This window comes from Lentzea sp. NPDC003310 (genome assembly GCF_040610935.1).
In the GTDB taxonomy this organism is placed as follows: domain Bacteria; phylum Actinomycetota; class Actinomycetes; order Mycobacteriales; family Pseudonocardiaceae; genus Lentzea.
In genome coordinates, this window is record NZ_JBEXNC010000006.1 from 448,188 (window position 1) to 464,979 (window position 16,792).

17 protein-coding genes, 2 tRNA genes and 1 other RNA gene are annotated in these 16,792 nt (G+C 69.6%); 13 read left to right on the forward strand and 7 right to left on the reverse strand.

Going from position 1 to position 16,792, the window contains the following annotated elements; genetic code table 11:
- Positions 1-6: 6 nt before the first annotated feature.
- Entirely contained in the window at positions 7-945 is a 939-nt protein-coding gene (locus ABZX02_RS14860) for a prephenate dehydrogenase (RefSeq protein WP_355298350.1), read from the reverse strand.
- 463 nt (positions 946-1,408) lie between these two features.
- Here ABZX02_RS14860 and ABZX02_RS14865 point away from each other — a divergent pair, with 463 nt between their 5' ends.
- The gene (locus tag ABZX02_RS14865; protein ID WP_355298351.1) at positions 1,409-2,560 is read left to right on the forward strand and encodes a toxin-antitoxin system HicB family antitoxin; all 1,152 of its coding nucleotides are present in this window, start codon (positions 1,409-1,411) and stop codon (positions 2,558-2,560) included.
- Between the two features lie 141 nt (positions 2,561-2,701).
- On the opposite strand, the gene ABZX02_RS14870 is transcribed toward ABZX02_RS14865, so the two are convergent.
- On the reverse strand, positions 2,702-3,907 hold the full coding sequence (locus ABZX02_RS14870) for a M20 family metallopeptidase (RefSeq protein WP_355298353.1): 1,206 nt from the start codon (positions 3,905-3,907) through the stop codon (positions 2,702-2,704).
- Between the two features lie 60 nt (positions 3,908-3,967).
- On the opposite strand from ABZX02_RS14870, the gene ABZX02_RS14875 reads away from it, so the two are divergent.
- From ABZX02_RS14875 to ABZX02_RS14890, 4 genes are all read left to right on the forward strand, one after another.
- A complete protein-coding gene (locus ABZX02_RS14875; protein ID WP_355298354.1) occupies positions 3,968-4,456 on the forward strand; it encodes a tRNA adenosine deaminase-associated protein in 489 nt (162 codons plus the stop codon).
- 14 nt (positions 4,457-4,470) lie between these two features.
- Complete coding sequence (locus ABZX02_RS14880; protein ID WP_355298428.1) at positions 4,471-4,902, forward strand: nucleoside deaminase; 432 nt, start codon at positions 4,471-4,473, stop codon at positions 4,900-4,902.
- Positions 4,903-4,934: 32 nt separating this feature from the next.
- Positions 4,935-5,019 (forward strand) — tRNA-Ser (locus tag ABZX02_RS14885).
- A gap of 161 nt (positions 5,020-5,180) precedes the next feature.
- Positions 5,181-5,501 carry a hypothetical protein gene (locus ABZX02_RS14890; protein ID WP_355298355.1) on the forward strand — a complete coding sequence of 107 codons (321 nt, stop codon included), beginning with the start codon at positions 5,181-5,183 and terminating at the stop codon, positions 5,499-5,501.
- Between the two features lies 1 nt (position 5,502).
- On the opposite strand, the gene ABZX02_RS14895 is transcribed toward ABZX02_RS14890, so the two are convergent.
- Both ABZX02_RS14895 and ABZX02_RS14900 read right to left on the reverse strand, forming a co-directional pair.
- Positions 5,503-6,273 (reverse strand): maleylpyruvate isomerase family mycothiol-dependent enzyme, encoded by a 771-nt coding sequence (locus tag ABZX02_RS14895; RefSeq protein ID WP_355298357.1) that lies wholly within the window; start codon positions 6,271-6,273, stop codon positions 5,503-5,505.
- 2 nt (positions 6,274-6,275) lie between these two features.
- Positions 6,276-7,046 (reverse strand): maleylpyruvate isomerase family mycothiol-dependent enzyme, encoded by a 771-nt coding sequence (locus ABZX02_RS14900; RefSeq protein ID WP_355298359.1) that lies wholly within the window; start codon positions 7,044-7,046, stop codon positions 6,276-6,278.
- Positions 7,047-7,245: 199 nt separating this feature from the next.
- Between ABZX02_RS14900 and ABZX02_RS14905 the strand changes: the two genes are divergently transcribed.
- Positions 7,246-9,687, forward strand: coding sequence for an endonuclease/exonuclease/phosphatase family protein (locus tag ABZX02_RS14905; protein WP_355298361.1), 2,442 nt, complete (start codon positions 7,246-7,248; stop codon positions 9,685-9,687).
- A gap of 18 nt (positions 9,688-9,705) precedes the next feature.
- On the opposite strand, the gene ABZX02_RS14910 is transcribed toward ABZX02_RS14905, so the two are convergent.
- From ABZX02_RS14910 to ABZX02_RS14920, 3 genes are all read right to left on the reverse strand, one after another.
- Positions 9,706-10,341: a GPP34 family phosphoprotein gene (locus ABZX02_RS14910; protein ID WP_355298363.1), complete on the reverse strand. Its 636-nt coding sequence runs from the start codon at positions 10,339-10,341 to the stop codon at positions 9,706-9,708.
- Positions 10,341-11,015, reverse strand: a complete 675-nt coding sequence (locus tag ABZX02_RS14915; RefSeq protein WP_355298364.1) for a GPP34 family phosphoprotein — start codon at positions 11,013-11,015, stop codon at positions 10,341-10,343. Before ABZX02_RS14915 ends, ABZX02_RS14910 begins: the two co-directional genes overlap by 1 nt.
- Positions 11,016-11,114: 99 nt before the next feature.
- Positions 11,115-11,199: transfer RNA gene (locus ABZX02_RS14920), tRNA-Ser, on the reverse strand.
- A gap of 130 nt (positions 11,200-11,329) precedes the next feature.
- Between ABZX02_RS14920 and ABZX02_RS14925 the strand changes: the two genes are divergently transcribed.
- The 7 genes from ABZX02_RS14925 to recR all read left to right on the forward strand — a co-directional run bounded on the left by ABZX02_RS14925 (position 11,330) and on the right by recR (position 16,756).
- Complete coding sequence (locus ABZX02_RS14925) at positions 11,330-11,668, forward strand: YciI family protein (RefSeq protein ID WP_355298366.1); 339 nt, start codon at positions 11,330-11,332, stop codon at positions 11,666-11,668.
- Between the two features lie 4 nt (positions 11,669-11,672).
- Entirely contained in the window at positions 11,673-12,851 is a 1,179-nt protein-coding gene (locus ABZX02_RS14930) for a DUF6596 domain-containing protein (protein ID WP_355298368.1), read from the forward strand.
- Entirely contained in the window at positions 12,848-13,420 is a 573-nt protein-coding gene (locus ABZX02_RS14935; protein ID WP_355298369.1) for a maleylpyruvate isomerase family mycothiol-dependent enzyme, read from the forward strand. The genes ABZX02_RS14930 and ABZX02_RS14935 overlap by 4 nt, the downstream gene beginning before the upstream one ends.
- 18 nt (positions 13,421-13,438) lie before the next feature.
- Positions 13,439-13,533, forward strand: an RNA gene (gene ffs / locus ABZX02_RS14940) — signal recognition particle sRNA small type.
- 31 nt (positions 13,534-13,564) lie between these two features.
- Entirely contained in the window at positions 13,565-15,673 is a 2,109-nt protein-coding gene (locus ABZX02_RS14945; RefSeq protein WP_355298371.1) for a DNA polymerase III subunit gamma and tau, read from the forward strand.
- Positions 15,674-15,841: 168 nt separating this feature from the next.
- Complete coding sequence (locus tag ABZX02_RS14950; protein ID WP_355298430.1) at positions 15,842-16,144, forward strand: YbaB/EbfC family nucleoid-associated protein; 303 nt, start codon at positions 15,842-15,844, stop codon at positions 16,142-16,144.
- A 3-nt stretch (positions 16,145-16,147) separates the two neighbouring features.
- Positions 16,148-16,756 carry a recombination mediator RecR gene (gene recR, locus ABZX02_RS14955; protein ID WP_355298372.1) on the forward strand — a complete coding sequence of 203 codons (609 nt, stop codon included), beginning with the start codon at positions 16,148-16,150 and terminating at the stop codon, positions 16,754-16,756.
- Positions 16,757-16,792 lie beyond the last annotated feature (36 nt).

Genomic DNA, 16,792 nt, shown 5'->3' on the forward strand with positions numbered 1-16,792 from the left:
GCGACCCTACGACGTTTCCGCGAGGGCGGTGCTGCCGTTCAGACCAACCACACGTCCGCCGCGCGACCCCAGGTTCCGCAGCGCCGCGAGTGCGCCCGGCTTGGTCAGGTCGATCGTGATCGGCGTGCGGTGCGGCTGCGTGACCAGCGCGTTCCTGCCGTCGTGACCGGCCTCGATGGTCTTCGCGAGACCCCCGGTCGACGCGAGCGAGCCGCGTGCCGCCCCGAGCCTGCCGAGGGCGTCGTCAACGGCCATCAGCAGTGCGTCCCGGTTCCCCTCGCACATCGCCCTGACCAGCTCGGGCCTGCTGCCCGCGACCCGCGTGCCGTCGCCGAAGCTGCCGGCCGCGAGTGCCAGCGCGAGCGGTCCGCCGTCGGCCCCGACCGCCGCGAGGACCGCCGCCATGATGTGCGGCAGGTGGCTGATCCGCGCCACGGCCTCGTCGTGCTCCTCGGGCGTCGTGGGCACCACGTGGGCCTTGAGGTCGAGCGCGAGCTGCATGACGTCGTTGAGGTGGTCGTCGGCCTCTTCGGGCGTGACGACCCAGGCGGCGCCGTCGAAGAGATCTGCCGAGCCGGCGTCCCAGCCGCTCCTGCTCGTGCCGGCCATCGGGTGCCCGCCGACGAACCGCGCCTCCGGGGCGTACCGGTGCACGGCGTCGTGCACGGGGCCCTTGACGCTGGTGACGTCCGTGAGCCTGGTACCTGCGGGAACCTTGCGCAGCAGGTCGGGCAGCGCGGGCAGCGGCACGGCGAGAACGACCAACGCCTCCCGGCTGCGGCCGAGGGCCTCCTCCACCGTGGTGATGTCGAAGCCCTCGGCGCGCGCCTTGTCCGCGTCCTCCTTGCCGGCGGTCGCACCCCACACCGTGCGTCCGGCAGCCTTGGCGGCCCGCAGCACGGAGCCGCCGATCAGTCCCAGTCCGATCACGCACACGTCTCGCACGGCGTCCATCATTCCGTGCGACGGTTGCTCCAGCGGTAACGCCTGCCCGACTCAGCTCCCGAGTCCTGCGCACCGACGCGCACCAAATGTGGTGACAGGCGAGGGGTGGCGTCGCGGGTGGTGACATGCTAAGCTGTGAGGGCGGTTGATGCCGCATGTGGTGCGAACCAATTATTTAGCGTCAAACTACGTGAGGTCATCATGGATGAATCGTGTGAAGAGTGCCGTAAGGCTCGTGAATCGCTCGCCTACATAAGGCGACATCGTGCCTCGAACAGCCCAGCGGATCTGGCCGACGCTTGCATCTTGTGCGGGTTCGAGGTTGATCGACAACGAGGAAAAGGATCGCATTGGTGTGCGATCGCCAGCGGGTGCTCCACGATAACAATCCCGACCTCACGTAATCCGGTTGGCCGTCGCGTTGCAACCGTGATTCTGACTTCCCTGGAGGAGGTGCTCGACAGTGGATGCCCGCATTAATTCAGATGACTTCTCCTTGGCGGATTTGTTTTCTCTTCCTTGGACTCGTGAAATAGTTCCAGATGGTGGTGGATACTTCGCGCGAGTTCAAGAGCTGGATGGATGTATAAGCGAAGGCGCCACCGCTGTTGAAGCCTTGGAAAATCTCGATGATGCCCTTCGAGTGTGGCTCGAGGTGGCGATTGAGCAAGGCCTTGAAATCCCGCGGCCGCGGGTGGAGCTGGAAGAGTACAGTGGTCGTTTCTCGGTTCGAGTTCCGAAGTCTTTGCATCGTGCTCTGGTAGCGAGGGCGGAGCAAGAAGGTGTTTCTCTGAACCAGTTGGCGACCACTCTGCTCAGCGGTGAAATGTCCGCTAGTCGAAAGCACTCCAAGGAAGCCGTCGTTGCCCGCGTTTCCGAATCTATTTCGGAGACGGACTCGCATGAGGACATTGCTGCCGATGCGGTTCGCAGGAGTGCTCAGGGTGTTGGTGCCTTGAAGGGGATCGCTACGTGGCTTCGGAACCGCGGCGATATCAACATGGCTGTTGTTCTGTATGCGATCGCTGGCGAACGATCTCTCGTGCTCGAAGGTGGCGACCCATCTGTGGCCGCATCCGACTTCGGCGCTGCGGGTGCTCTCGCGAACAGGCATCGTCGTGTGAGGCTAGCCGAGCAGCTCTGGCGTGAAAGCATCGGCTTCGATCCGACAAATATCCGGTCGCGATCCTCGCTGGGGCAGTTGTTGCAACGTCAAGGTCGGTTTGCGGAGGCCATTGAACTTCTGGAGCGTGTGGCCGATATAGATAATTATGCCCAGCTGTCCTTGGGATGGAGTCTGATCTACCAAGGGCTCGCGGATTGTGGTGAAGAGGAAGTCAACAGGGGACTTTCTCATCTGACTTCTGCGATGCGCAGGTGGTGTGCCTACGCGAATCGATCCCAACTGTCGCCGTGGCTCCGGCAAGTGGTCAAGCTCGATGCGCTGGGATCTAGGTTCTCGACTGAGGTCGACCACCTCTTGCATTTCGCAAGTTCAAATGCGAACTGGGGTCGGGTCGATCGAAGTTCGCTCGGATCTCATCTCGCGTCCGATGCTGTGGCTGATGAAGCTGACGGGAGCGCAGCAATTGATGAGTCGTCACGCGCTTACTGATTGAGAGGAAGTGGGTAGGTACTTCTGGTTCCTTGCATTGAGAATCTCATGACGAGCCTTGCCCATGCGTGCGGTGATCATCAATCGCAGGCATAGGCAAGGCCGTGCCGCATAAGCTGAACTGGACCCAGTAATCTCTGTCTAGCGGAGGGCGTCCAGCGCGAACGCCGCGTACATCGCGACCCCGTGCTCCATCGCGGCCTCGTCGAACAGCACCCGGTTGGAGTGGTTCGGCGCGGCGTCGTCCAGCTCGATGCCGCGCGGGCACGCCCCGAGGAACGCGAGCGCGCCGGGCACCCGCTGCAGCACGTAGGAGAAGTCCTCCGCGCCCATCAGCGGGTCCTGCATCGGCTCGCTCCACGAGGCGCCCATCGCCGTGGCCGCGAGGTCGACCACGTGCTGGCCGACGACGTCGTCGTTCACCGTGACCGGGTAGCCCGGCACGATGCTGACCTCGGCGTGGCACCCGTAGGCGGCGGCCGTGTGCTTGATGGCCTGCTTGAGCTCCTTGTGCACGAGCGCGCGCGTCTCCTCCGAGAGCGTGCGGATCGTGCCGTCGAGCGTCGCGACCTCGGGGATGATGTTCGTCGTCGTACCGGCGTTGATCTGCGCGACCGTGACCACGGCGGGCTGGTGGACGCTCACCCGCCGGCCGAGCATCGTCTGGATCGCCCCGACCATCGCGGCCGCCGCGGGGACCGGGTCGAGCGCGTTGTGCGGCATCGCGCCGTGGCCGCCGCGGCCCTTCACGTGCACGTGGAACGTGTCCGCGGACGCCATCATCGGGCCGGGCCGGCAGGTCACCACGCCGGACTTCATGGTCGAGGTGATGTGCAGCGCGAACGCCTTCTCCACGCCGTCGTCGAGCAGACCCTCCTCGATCATGTACCGGGCGCCGTGGTGACCCTCCTCGCCCGGCTGGAACATGAAGAGCACCCGGCCCTTGAGCGCGTCGCGGCGGTCCGCCAGCAGGCGCGCGGACGAGGCCAGCATCGCCACGTGCGTGTCGTGCCCGCAGGCGTGCATGTTGCCGTCCACTTCGGACGCGAACGGCAGTCCGGTCTCCTCCTGCAGGGGCAGGCCGTCCATGTCGCCGCGCAGCAGCACCGTCGGACCCGGCTGGTCACCCTCGAGCACGGCCACGACCGAGGTCGTCGACTCGCCCTTGGTGATCTCGAGCGGCAGGCCGTCCAACGCGTGCAGGATCGCCGCCTGCGTCTTCGGGTTCTGCAGGCCCTGCTCGGGGTGCCGGTGGATCTGGCGGCGCAGCGCCACCGTGCGGGGCTGCAGCGAGCGAGCCCCTTCGAGCAGTCCGGCGAGGCGGGGGTCCGGCGTAGTTGTGCTCATCTACCGATGGTGCCACCACCTCGGCTACCGGGAAGGTCGTCTGGGCCCTACGGTGTGCTCATGACACAGCAGGAGCCGGTCAACGGCTTCGCGGTCGCGGCCGTCCGGGAGGACGGTCGCTGGCGGTGCAGCAGGATGGACAGCTCCGCGCTGTCGGAGCTGGACGCGGCGATCACACAGCTGCGCCAGATGAGGTCGACCGGGGCGGTCTTCGGGCTCCTCGCCGTCGACGACGAGTTCTTCATCATCCTCCGGCCCGTACCGGGTGGCGTGGCGCTGCTGCTGTCCGACGCGGCCGCCGCCCTCGACTACGACATCGCGGCCGACGTCCTCGACCTCCTGCGCGTCGAACCACCGGACGAGGAGGACACCGAGCTCTGGCCGGAAGGCGACCTGGGCGTCCTGTCCGACCTCGGCATGCCGTCGCACGAGCTCCAGATCATCGTCGACCAGGTCGACCTCTACCCGGACGAGCAGCTCCAGATGATCGCCCAGCGCATCGGCTTCATCGACGAGCTCACCAAGCTCCTCGACACCATCCAGGCGTGATCACCGCAGAGGACATGGTCCGCACCGCGCTCAAGGCAGCGGCCCGCGCGGACCAGGACGTGCCGATCGGCGCGGTCGTCTTCGCCCCGGACGGCACGGTCCTGGCCGAGGCCTGCAACGCCCGTGAGGCGCTCGGCGACCCGACGGCGCACGCGGAGATCCTTGCTCTGCGTGCAGCGGCATCCGCTTATGGCGACGGCTGGCGGCTCGACGGCTGCACCCTGGCCGTGACACTCGAACCGTGCACGATGTGCGCGGGGGCGTTGGTGCTGGCACGTGTTTCGCGTCTCGTTTTCGGCGCTTGGGAGCCCAAAACGGGCGCCGTGGCCTCGTTGTGGGACGTCGTGCGGGACCGCCGGCTCAACCACCGGCCCGAGGTGCAGGGCGGTGTGCTGGAGCAGGAGTGCGCTGACCTGCTGGAACGCTTCTTCCGGACCCAGCGTTAAGCCCGGTTCGACGACTGTGTATTGTTCTTATCGGTGGCGTGTCCGAGCGGCCGAAGGAGCACGCCTCGAAAGCGTGTGAGGTGCAAGCCTCCGTGGGTTCAAATCCCACCGCCACCGCTGACGAAGGGCCCCGGAGCAATCCGGGGCCCTTCTTGCGTTTCCCGGTACGAAAGCCGTGCTGAGAACAAGCTGTCGGGCCGCTCCCAGACGTTGATCGTTCAACCTTCCTCCGGTACTGCTGGCAGAGGGCGCACGTCGATCTACGAATGGAGCGAAGGATGCGCAACGCGTTGACCCGTACCGCGATCGGCCTCGTGGCGGCCGCGGCACTCGCCGCAGCGGTGGCCACCCCCGCGTCGGCTGCCGCGGGTGATCCCGGGACCGGCCTGTCGTTCTACGGGGACCGGGAGTTCGTCGCGAACTTCCCGCAGCCCGACACCGGGTGCCACCTGGTGCCGGCCGGGTCCGACCTGCTGGTGGGCTGGAGCGGCCTGACGAACGTGGTCGCCTACTCCACGCCGGACTGCACTGGTCAGGCAACGTCGCTCGGCACGCTGCGAAGCCTCGACTCCGGGGACGTCTCGTTCCGGACCCAGTAGCTCAGAACCTCATCGCGGCGAGGAACCTCTCCAGCAGCGCGGCGTCGCCGCTCACCTGGAGGCCGTCGGTCCCGCGCCGCTGGTAGAGCGCGAGCACCAGGTCGAACGCCGGGCCGCGCACCGTCACGGCGGGCCTCTCCGGGAAGTCGAGCACTCGCTGCGCCTCCCCGGAGAGGTCGACGGTCCACTCCTGCAGCGTGTCGGTCGCCTCGAAGAACACCTGGCCGGAGCCGAGCAGTTCGGTGGCGGCCGGGCGCAGGTCGAAGATGATGTCCACGATGGTGGTCATCCACTCCCACAGCGCGTCGTACGCGATCCGGTCGTCCACCTCGAACGGCAGGCCGAGCGCCTCGAAGGCGTCGAAGCGGTGCATGACCGTCTCGTGCGCCATGCGCCGCGACCAGAAGTCCGGACCGGGGTGGCCCGGCCGCAGCACCGCGATCATCTCTCGCCGGTCGACGGGCCTCATCGTGTCCGCGACCAGCGCCGCGCCCTCGGCCAGCCACGGGCCGAGCTCGGCTGGCTTCTCGCCGGCGTACGCGTCCACCGAGTGCGCCTTGCTGTACGACCTGTCGATCTCCGGGAACCGCTCGCCGACCATCTGCGCGACCCAGCGGTGCGCGTAGCCGACGTGGCGCAGCAGCTGGTTCAGCGTCCAGCTCGGGGTGGCGGGGACGGAGACCGACAGGTCCGCGCCCTCGATGCCCGCGACCAGCAGGGACGTCTCGGACACGATGAGGTTGAGGCGTTCGTCGTAGCTCAAAGAGCCCATGGTCAAAAACGTACGCGCTCCAGCACCAGCTCGATCAGCTCGCGCTTGCCGAACACCTCCAAGCCCTCCAGCGACTGCCGCCGGTACACGGCCAGCACCAGGTCGACGACCGGGCCGCGCACCGCCACGTCGGCCTTCGCGTGGCCCTCCGAGACGACCGGCGCCGAACCCGTGAGATCGATCACGAACTCCGCCTCGACGTCCGTCGCGTGCAGGTGCACGGTGCCCGCCCCGACGAGGGCCGCCGTGTCCTCCGGCCACCGCTGGTACGCGTACGGCAGCGCCAGTCCGGTCCACTCGCGCAGCGTGTCCTGGGCGAGGTCCGGGTCGAGCGAGTACGGCACTCCGAGCGCGTTGCAGGCGTCCCACCTGTGGATCGCGGTCTCGTGCGTCATGCGGCGCGACCACACGCGCGGGCCGGGGAAGCCGCCCAGCGGCGCGATCATCTCGTCCGGGTCGACCTCGCGGAGCACCTCCGCCAGCGAGGCGGCGCCCTCCCGCAGCCACGGGATCAGGTCGGCTGGCGATTCACCCACGTACGACGCGAGGAGCTGGGCGCCGTTGCGGGAGAAGTCGATCTCCGGAAGTCTGTCGCGGAGCATGCTGTCGGCCCAGCGGTGTGCGTGGCCGACGTGGCGGAGCAACTGGTTGAGCGTCCACTCCGGGGCCGACGGGACCTGAATGCCCAGGTCGGCGTCGTCCAGAGTGGCGACGAGCAGTTCGGTCTGGTTGACGATCTCGGCGCAGCGGCGCTCGTAGCTCGGTATCCCCACAGATCAACTGTAGGGACGCCGGCCAGTGCCTGGGAGGGGCCCACAGGCCGGCGTTCCGAGATCGAGCCTACACCATGATCGAACACTTGTTCGAGTGATTTTTGATGGGCCAACCGGTTAACCGTTAGTAACAACGGCTACCAAAGCTCACTCGATCGAGGAAAGATGCGTCGGTCCGCCGCATCCCCTGGAGGAAGTTTTGAGACCCACCCTGCCCGTCGTCGGGACAGCGGTGGCGGCACTCGTGCTCGCCGCCGTCCCCGCCGTCGCCGCACCCAGCACCGACGCGTTGATCTCCGAGGTCTACGGGGGCGGCGGCAACTCCGGCGCCACGCTGACCCAGGACTTCGTCGAGCTCGCGAACAAGGGCGCCGCCCCGGTCTCCCTCGACGGCCTCAGCGTCCAGTACATCTCGGCGAGCCCCGGCGCGAGCACGCTGTGGAGCGTCACGCCGCTGGCCGGCTCGATCGCGCCCGGCAAGACGTTCCTCGTCGCCGAGGCCAAGGGGTCCGGCGGCACGGTCGAGCTGCCCGCTCCGGACGCCACCGGCACCATCGCCATGAGCGCCACCGGCGGCACCATCGCGCTGGTCAGCGGCACCACCGCGCTGACCTGCAAGACGGCCGCCGACTGCGCCGCGGACGCGCGGGTCAAGGACCTCGTCGGCTACGGCACCGCGGTCGTGCGCGAGGCCACCGCCACGGGCGCGCTGAGCAACACCACCTCGGCGTCGCGCAAGGCCGGGCTGCCCGACACGGACGACAACTCGGCGGACTTCTCCGTCGGCGCCCCCACGCCGACCAACTCCAAGGGCGAGACCCCGGGCGGCGGCGACCCGGACCCCGGCCCCGATCCCGACCCGACCCCCGGCGACAAGCGCGTCCACGACATCCAGGGCGTCACGCGCATCTCGCCGCTCGTCGGCCAGAAGGTCACCAACGTCCCCGGCGTCGTCACCGGCACGCGCGCCTCGGGCGACCGCGGCTTCTGGATCCAGGACACGACGAGCCCGGACGCCGACCCGCGCACCAGCGAGGGCGTCTTCGTCTACACGGCGGGCACCGCGCCGACCGTCGCGGTCGGCGACAGCGTGCTGGTCAGCGGCACGATCGCCGAGTACCGGCCGGGCGGTGAGACGGGCTCCAACCAGACCCTCACCGAGATCACCACGCCCACCACGATCACGCTGTCCAAGGGCAACCCCGTGCCGGCGCCGGTCGTCGTGAAGAACATCCCGACCGGCTACCTGCCCGCGCCGGGCGGCAGCATCGAGCAGCTCCCGCTGGAGCCCGCGAAGTACGGCCTCGACTACTTCGAGTCCCTCGAGGGCACGCTGGTCCAGGTCGACGACGCGCGCGTGGTCGGCCCGAGCAACTCGTTCGGCGAGGTCTGGGTGACGGTGAACACCGACCAGAACAAGAACGAGCGCGGCGGCACCACCTACACCGCCTACGACCAGCAGAACAGCGGCCGACTGAAGATCAAGACCGTCGGCACGCTGCCCGCCGCCAACGTCGGTGACGTGTTCACCGGCGCGACCGTCGGTGCCCTGGAGTACACGAACTTCGGCGGTTACACGCTGGCGGCGCTGAACCTGGGCACGCACGCGTCGTCCAACCTGCAGCGCGAGATCACCGCGCAGCAGAAGGAGTCCGAGCTCTCGGTCGCGACCTACAACGTCGAGAACCTCGACCCGTCCGACCCGCAGGAGAAGTTCGACCGGCTCGCGGACGGCGTCACGACCAACCTGCGCAGCCCGGACGTCGTGGTGCTGGAGGAGATCCAGGACAACAACGGCGCCACCAACGACGGTGTCGTCGCGGCGGACCAGACGCTGCAGAAGTTCTCCGACGCGATCGTCGCCAAGGGTGGCCCGCGCTACCAGTGGCGCCAGATCGACCCGGAGAACCTCAAGGACGGCGGCGAGCCCGGCGGCAACATCCGCGTCGGCTTCTTCTTCAACCCGCAGCGGGTGTCCTTCGTGGACCGTCCGGGTGGCGACTTCAAGACGCCCGTCCAGGTCGTGAAGAAGAACGGCCGCGCCGCGCTTTCCGTGTCACCGGGCCGCATCGACCCGTTGAACGACGCGTGGGCCAGCAGCCGCAAGCCGCTCGCCGGCGAGTTCAAGTTCCGCGGCCGCACGGTCTTCGTAGTCGCGAACCACTTCAACTCCAAGGGCGGCGACGAGGCCATCCACGGCCGCAGCCAGCCGCCGAACCGCACGTCCGAGGTGCAGCGCGGCAAGCAGGCCGCGTCGCTGAAGGCGTTCACGGAGCAGCTCCGCGCGGTCGACAAGGGCGCCAACGTGGTGCTCGCGGGCGACCTGAACGACTACCAGTTCTCGCCGGCGCTCAAGACGCTGACCGCGGACGGCAACCTGAAGGCGCTGATCGAGTCGCTGCCCGTGAACGAGCGGTACAGCTACGTCTTCGAGGGCAACTCGCAGACGCTCGACCACCTGGTGATGAGCAAGAACATCACGCGCTTCAGCTACGACGTCGTCCACATCAACGCCGAGTTCGCCGACCAGGCGAGCGACCACGACCCGCAGATCGTCCGCGCCCGCCCGTCCACGGGTGACGCGAAGGTCGACAAGATCGTGTTCGCACTGGAAGACCTGATCGACTGCCTCAAGAAGTAACCGCGTTCCGCTGCCGCGTCACTCACCTGACGCGGCAGCGGAGGCCGCGGCCGTCACCCCGGCCTGGATCGCTTCCACCGCACGGCGAACGGCATCGCCCGCCCAGTTGCCCCGCGCGATCTCCTTGGCCCGCTTCTTCATCTCGCGCTTGTCGCCCTCGAACACCTTGTGCACTGCGTTCACCGCGTACAGCAGGGTGATCAACGACCCGGTGCGCGCATCGGCCCCGCGGTACCCGTGCACGACCTCGCCGACGGCCTTGCGCAGCTTCTCCGCGCCCGCCTCGTCGACGACCGGGTAGCTCCTGGCCGGGAAGATCCCGAGCACCCTGCGCCGCTCCACCCGGATCACCGCGTGGTCCTGCAGCTGTCGGATCACGTTGTCCCACAAGCGCTTCCGCACACGTTCGACCGCGCTCTGCGGCCGCAGCGGCTTCGTGAGCCGGCCGAGCGCCTCGTGCAGCACCGGGTCGTTCAACGGCGTCGGGTCGGCCACGGCGAGCTTCTTGCCGTTGGGCTCGAACGCGACGCGTCCCGACTCGACCAGTTCGACCAGCACGGCACCGGCCAGCGCGTTCTCGATCGCCGTCGAGTTCGTCCGCAGCCGGCCGGTCTTGCCGTCGATGCACAGCACCATCAGGTCTCCGGCCAGCATCAGCTGGAACCCCCGCCCGACGCGGTCGCCGCCGTGGACGCGACCACGGCCGCCATGACCGCCACCTGAACGGCCTCCAGCGCGCGCTTCACCGCGTCGCCGGCCCAGCTGCCGGACGCGATCAGCTTGGCCCGCGCGTTCATCTCGCGCTTGTCGCCGGTGAAGACCCGGTGCAGCCCCTTCACCGCGTACAGCAGGGAGATCAGCGCTCCGGTGTGGTCGTCGGGGCCCGCGTACCCGTGCGCCACCTTGCCCACGCGCTCGCGCAGCGCGTGCACCGCCGCGCGGTCCTGCACCACGTAGCTCTTCTTCGGGAAGAGGCCGAGCACCTTGGACGTCTCGACCTTCAGCACGCCGCGCGCCTCGAGATGTGCCACGACGTTGTTGCGCACGTTCGACCGCAACCGCTCCACGGCCCGTTGCGGCTTCATGGCTTTGTCGAACCGTGCGAGCGACTCCTGCAGCAGCGAGTCGGTCAACGGCGTCGGGTCGGCGACGAAGAGCTTGCCGTCGGGCGCGAAGGCCACCCGCCCGGAGTTCACCAGCTCCAGCAGCACCGCCCCGGCCAAGGCGTTCTGCAAGGACGTCGAATCGATCAGCACGCGGCCGGTCGCCTCTTCGAGGCACAGCAGCATCAGGTCCTCGGGCAGCATGAGCCCACGGTATTCGGTCACGACCGCCTCCCCCGGGGAATCCGCTGGATGCGGCAGCCCCTGGCCCCAGAACGCGCGAAGGGCGCCGAACGTTGAACGTTCGGCGCCCTTTTCCGCGAGCGGAGGATACGGGATTTGAACCCGTGAGGGGGTGAACCCAACACGATTTCCAGTCGTGCGCACTAGGCCGCTATGCGAATCCTCCGTGGAGAACCTTACCGGACGGGTGTTCCGGGACCCAAAACGGGGGGTCGCCGAAAAAGTTCGGGGGCCGTGTCGATCTGGCGGGGGTCCGCTCGTCGTGATCCCGTAGGACCGGACCGAGGAGGACGAACGTGAAGTACATGCTGTTGATCTACGCGGCCTCTGACCAGCAGGCGAGCTGCACCGTCGAGGACTGGATCGCCTACGAGAAGGAGATGAAGGACGCGGGCGTCCTGGTCTCCGGCCACTCGCTGGCCGACCTGGTCAGCGCCACCACCGTCCAGGTGGGTCAGGACGGGAGGCGGACCGTCACGGACGGACCGTTCGCCGAGACCCGCGAGGTGCTCGGCGGCTACGACGTCATCGACGTGCCCGACCTCGACGCCGCGCTGGAGTGGGCGGCGAAGTGCCCCGGCTCGCGGGACGGCGGGGCGGTCGTCGTGCGGCCGATCGCCGAGTTCGACTTCTGAGCTGATGAACGTCGAGCAGGTGTTCCGGGAGGAGCGCGGCAGGCTGCTCGCGACGCTGGTCAAGCGCTTCGGCGACCTCGACCTGGCCGAGGAGGTCACCTCCGACGCGATCGAGGCGGCGCTGCGGCACTGGCCGGTGGACGGGGTGCCGGACCGGCCCGGCGCGTGGTTGCTCACGACCGCGCGCCGCAAGGCCGTCGACCGGCTGCGGCGTGACCGGGTGCACGCCGCGCGGCTCGCGCTGCTGCAGGTCGAGGTCGACCGGGCGGACCCGCCCGCGGGGGACGGGCTGCCGGACGAGCGGCTGGAGCTGTTCTTCACGTGCGCGCACCCGGCGCTCGCGGAGGAGGACAGGGGAGCGCTCGTGCTGCGGTGCCTCGCGGGCTTCACGACGCCCGAGGTCGCGCGGGCCTACCTGGTGCCTGTGCCGACCATGCAGCAGCGGATCGTGCGGGCGAAGAAGAAGATCCGGGAGGCGCGGATCCCGTTCCGCGTGCCAGATCCGCACGAGCTCCCGGAACGCCTGCCCGGCGTCCTGCAGGCCGTCTACTCGATCTTCACCGAGGGCTACGCGGCCCAGCGGACCGAGCTCGCCGACGAGGCGATCCGGCTGGCGCGGATCTTGCAGGGCCTGTTGCCCGACCGCGAGGTCACCGGGCTGCTGGCGTTGATGCTGCTGATCCACGCACGTCGTGACGCGCGCACGGAACTGTTGGAGGACCAGGACCGTGCGCTGTGGGACCGCGACATGATCCGCGAGGGCAGCGCATTGGCCGAACGCGCGCTCACGGGCGGATACGGCCCGTACGGCGTGCAGGCGGCCATCAACGCGTTGCACGACGAGGCATCGGACTTCGCGGGCACCGACTGGCCGCAGATCGTCGCGCTCTACGACGTGCTGGCCAAGCTCGCGCCGTCGCCCGTCGTGGCGCTGAACCGGGCCGCCGCGATCGCCATGCGCGACGGTGCCGAGACGGGGCTGGCCCTGCTCGACGCGTTGGCCGGCGAGCCCCGGTTGCGCGACTACCACCCGTACCGGGCCGCCCGCGCGGACCTGCTGCACCGCCTGGGCCGCGACGACGAGGCCGCCCAGGCCTACCGCGAGGCCATCGCGCTCGCGGGCACCGAGACCGAACAGGACTTCCTGCGCCGCAGGCTCACCGCCGTCGAAGGGCGATCATGATCATGAAGTGGCTGGAGGCCGAACGCCTGGGCGTCGCCGACCTCCTCGAGGACCTCACCGACGACGAGTGGCGGCGCGACACCCTCTGCGCCGGCTGGACCATGCAGATCATGGCCGCCCACCTGACCACGTCGACCCGCACGGGCTGGCGCGACGTGCTCGGCGGCGTCGTGCGGGCGCGCTTCGACTGGGAGCGCATGGAGGACGAGCGGGCGCGGGCGATCGCCGCGCGGTTCACCCGGTCGGAGCTCATCGCGCAGATCCGCGAGACCGCGGCGTCACCCAGGCGGGCGCCGATGGCGGCGCCGATCGACCCGTTGGTGGACTTCCTCGTCCACGGCCAGGACATCGCCCGCCCGCTGGGCCGTGTCCGCGCGATGCCGGCCGAACCGGCCGAGGCAGCGCTCGCGCATGTGATGAAGAGCCCGTTCTGGGGTGCGCGCAAGCGTTTCCGGGACACCGGAATCCCTGATCTGCCCGCCCCTGACCTGCTGATGCTCGCCACGGGCCGGGAGTTGTCCACAGGTGGGGACAACACTGTGGGCAACTCGAACACACGTTCGATCTAGAGGGTTCGCTACACTTGCGTCGGACCTCGTGCGGCACACATCTCGCGAACCTCCCCAGGGCCGGAAGGCAGCAAGGATAAGCGGGCTCTGGTGGGTGCACGGGGTCCCCTTTTCATGTCGGGGTCCACCGGTACTGTCTGCGGCGTGGCGCTCGCTCTGTATCGCAAGTACCGTCCGGCCACGTTCTCCGAGGTCGTTGGCCAGGAGCACGTGACCGACCCGCTGCGCGTCGCTTTGTCGGCAGGCCGGGTGAACCACGCCTATCTGTTCAGCGGCCCGCGCGGCTGCGGCAAGACCTCGTCGGCCCGCATCCTGGCCCGCTCGCTCAACTGCGTGCAGGGCCCGACGCCCGACCCGTGCGGCGAGTGCAACAGCTGCATCGGCCTGGCCCCCAACGGCACCGGCAGCGTCGACGTGGTGGAGCTCGACGCGGCGTCGCACGGTGGTGTGGAGGACGCCCGCGAACTGCGCGACAAGGCCTTCTACGCCCCGGCCGAGTCCAAGTACCGCGTCTTCATCATCGACGAGGCGCACATGGTCACCACGCAGGGCTTCAACGCCCTGCTGAAGATCGTCGAAGAGCCGCCGGACCACCTGATCTTCATCTTCGCCACCACCGAGCCGGACAAGGTCCTGCCGACCATCCGCTCGCGCACGCACCACTACCCGTTCCGCCTGATCCCGCCCGGCGTCATGCGCAGCCTGCTCGAACGCAACTGCGCCGCCGAGGGCGTGGCGGTCGAACCGGCCGTCTTCCCGCTGGTGATCCGCGCGGGCGGCGGCTCGGCGCGCGACACCCAGTCCGTCATGGACCAGCTCCTGTCCGGCGCGGGCCCGGACGGCGTGAAGTACGAGCGGGCCATCACGCTGCTCGGCGTCACCGACTCGGCCCTGATCAACGACGTGGTCGACGGCCTGTCCGCGGGCGACGGCGCCGCCGTCTACGGCACCATCGACCGCCTGGTCGACGCGGGCCACGACCCCCGCCGCTTCGCCTCCGACCTGCTCGACCGCCTCCGCGACCTGGTGCTGCTCTGCGCGGTCCCGGACGCCGCCGACCGCAACCTGGTCAGCGCTCCGGAGGACGAGCTGGCCACCATGTCGGCCCAGGCCGAGCGGATCGGCCCGGCCGCGCTCACCCGCTACGCCGAGATCGTCCACCAGGGCCTGGTCGACATGCGGGGCGCCACCGCGCCGAGGCTCCTGCTCGAGCTGCTGGTCTCCCGGATGCTGCTCCCGTCGGTGAGCCAGTCCGAGGCCGCGCTGCTGCAGCGCCTCGAACAGCTGGAGCGCCGCCCGCCGGCCGCGATCGCCGCACCGTCGGCCGGCGCACCGGGTGAGGCTCCGGCCGCCGCCCCGGTGGGTGGCCCGGTCTTCACCCGCAAGTCCCAGCAGCCGGCCGAGGCCCCGGCCGCCGCCCCGGAACCGCCGCGCGCGGCCCCGGTCCAGGCGCAGCCCGCGGCACCGGTCGCGACTCCGGAACCGGCGCAGCCCGTGGTCCAGGCGCAGCCCGCTGTCCAGGCTCAGCCGGTTGCCCAGGCGCAGCCCGCTGCCCAGTCCCCGGCCCGTCCCGCACCGCAGCCCGCGGCCCCGCAACCGGTCGCCGCCCAGCCGCCCGCCCCGGCTCCCGCCACCGCCTCCTCGTCCGCCTCCGGCGGTGCCATGGACGCCACAGCGGTGCGCCGGATCTGGTCCGAGCTGCTGGCCGCGGTCCGCTCCACCAGCCGCAGCACCGAGGCGATGCTCACCAACGCCACGGTCGGCGAGGTCGACGGCAACGTCGTCACGATCACCCACACCTCGGCCCCGTTGGCCCGCCGCCTCGCGGAGCCCCGCAACACCGAGGCGATCGCCGCTGCGCTGTCCTCGGTCCTCGGCGGCACGTGGCAGGTCCGCTGCACCCACGGCACACCGGGTGCCGGCCCGCAGGCGGCGACGCCGCAGAAGGTGGCCCGCCCGGCCCCGACCCGCCCGAGCCAGGCGCAGCACCAGCAGTCGCGCCCGCAGCCGGAGCCGCAGCAACAACCCCAGGCCCCGCGCCCGCAGGCGGACGACATCCCGCCGCCGCCGGAGCCGCCCGAGCCCGACGACCCCCTGCCGCCCGAGCCGGACGACGAAGAGGCGATGCTCGCCGAGGCCGCCCGCCCGGCGGACCCGTCGGCGATCAACGACGTGCAGGCGAAGGACCCGGAGACGGTGATGCTGCAGCTGCTCGCCGACGAGCTGGGTGCCCGTCCGCTCAAGAAGGCCTAGCGTCCGCCGGTGTCGTCGGGCGGCGGGCCCCGCGCCTCCCACCTGACGAAATCGCCGGACACCGCCCAGCCCGGACGGCGTGCGCACCCGGTGCGCACAGCCCCCGTAGGCTGGACGACACCACGAAACCCACCGAGAGGACCCGCGGTGCAACCCGGTCAGTTCGACATGCAGGCCCTGCTCCAGCAGGCGCAGAACATGCAGCAGCAGATGGCGGAAGCCCAGGAGCAGCTGGCCGCGACCGAGGTCACCGGCAACGCGGGCAACGGCCTCGTCACGGCCACGGTCACCGGCGGCGGCGAGCTCGTGAACCTCGCCATCGACCCGAAGATCGTCGACCCGGAGGACGTCGAGACCCTCCAGGACCTGGTGATCGCGGCCATCAAGGACGCCAACACCAAGGCGCAGCAGCTCGTGGAGCAGAAGCTCGGCCCGCTCGCGCAGGGCGGCCTCGGCGGATTGCTCGGCTAAGAGATGTACGAGGGCCCGGTACAGGACCTGATCGACGAGCTGGGCAGGCTCCCGGGCGTCGGTCCGAAGAGCGCCCAGCGCATCGCGTTCCACCTCCTGGCAACGGAGCCCGCCGACATCGAACGGCTCCAGCAGGCGCTGCAGAAGGTCAAGGAGGGCGTCGTCTTCTGCGACGTCTGCGGCAATGTGTCCGCCGAGACCACCTGCCGCATCTGCCGCGACCCCAAGCGCGACCTCACGCTGGTCTGCGTGGTCGAGGAGCCGAAGGACGTCCAGGCGATCGAGCGCACCAGGGAGTTCCGGGGGCGCTACCACGTCCTGGGCGGTGCGCTCGACCCGCTGAGCGGCGTCGGACCGGACCAGCTCCGGATCCGGCAGCTGCTCAACCGGATCGGCACGGCCACCGACGGTGTCGACATCTCCGAGGTCATCATCGCCACGGACCCGAACACCGAGGGCGAGGCCACGGCCACCTACCTCGTGCGGATGCTCAGGGACTTCCCGGGTCTCACCGTCACGCGGCTCGCCAGCGGGCTGCCGATGGGCGGCGACCTGGAGTTCGCGGACGAGCTGACGCTGGGGCGTGCGCTATCTGGTCGCCGCAGCATGTAGCGACGGCTCCACCGCGGCTGGGCGACACCCGCCTGG

What these genes read in the sequence shown, in the direction of transcription:
- ABZX02_RS14910 (WP_355298363.1), bottom strand. Translation starts at nt 10,341, where the DNA reads ATGCTGGCCGGAGACCTGATGGTGCTGTGCATCGACGGCAAGACCGGC.
- ABZX02_RS14950 (WP_355298430.1), top strand. Translation starts at nt 15,842, where the DNA reads ATGCAGGCCCTGCTCCAGCAGGCGCAGAACATGCAGCAGCAGATGGCG.
- ABZX02_RS14880 (WP_355298428.1), top strand. Translation starts at nt 4,471, where the DNA reads ATGGTCCGCACCGCGCTCAAGGCAGCGGCCCGCGCGGACCAGGACGTG.
- ABZX02_RS14935 (WP_355298369.1), top strand. Translation starts at nt 12,848, where the DNA reads ATGATCATGAAGTGGCTGGAGGCCGAACGCCTGGGCGTCGCCGACCTC.
- ABZX02_RS14895 (WP_355298357.1), bottom strand. Translation starts at nt 6,273, where the DNA reads ATGGGCTCTTTGAGCTACGACGAACGCCTCAACCTCATCGTGTCCGAG.
- ABZX02_RS14875 (WP_355298354.1), top strand. Translation starts at nt 3,968, where the DNA reads ATGACACAGCAGGAGCCGGTCAACGGCTTCGCGGTCGCGGCCGTCCGG.
- ABZX02_RS14870 (WP_355298353.1), bottom strand. Translation starts at nt 3,907, where the DNA reads ATGAGCACAACTACGCCGGACCCCCGCCTCGCCGGACTGCTCGAAGGG.
- ABZX02_RS14890 (WP_355298355.1), top strand. Translation starts at nt 5,181, where the DNA reads ATGCGCAACGCGTTGACCCGTACCGCGATCGGCCTCGTGGCGGCCGCG.
- recR (WP_355298372.1), top strand. Translation starts at nt 16,148, where the DNA reads ATGTACGAGGGCCCGGTACAGGACCTGATCGACGAGCTGGGCAGGCTC.
- ABZX02_RS14930 (WP_355298368.1), top strand. Translation starts at nt 11,673, where the DNA reads ATGAACGTCGAGCAGGTGTTCCGGGAGGAGCGCGGCAGGCTGCTCGCG.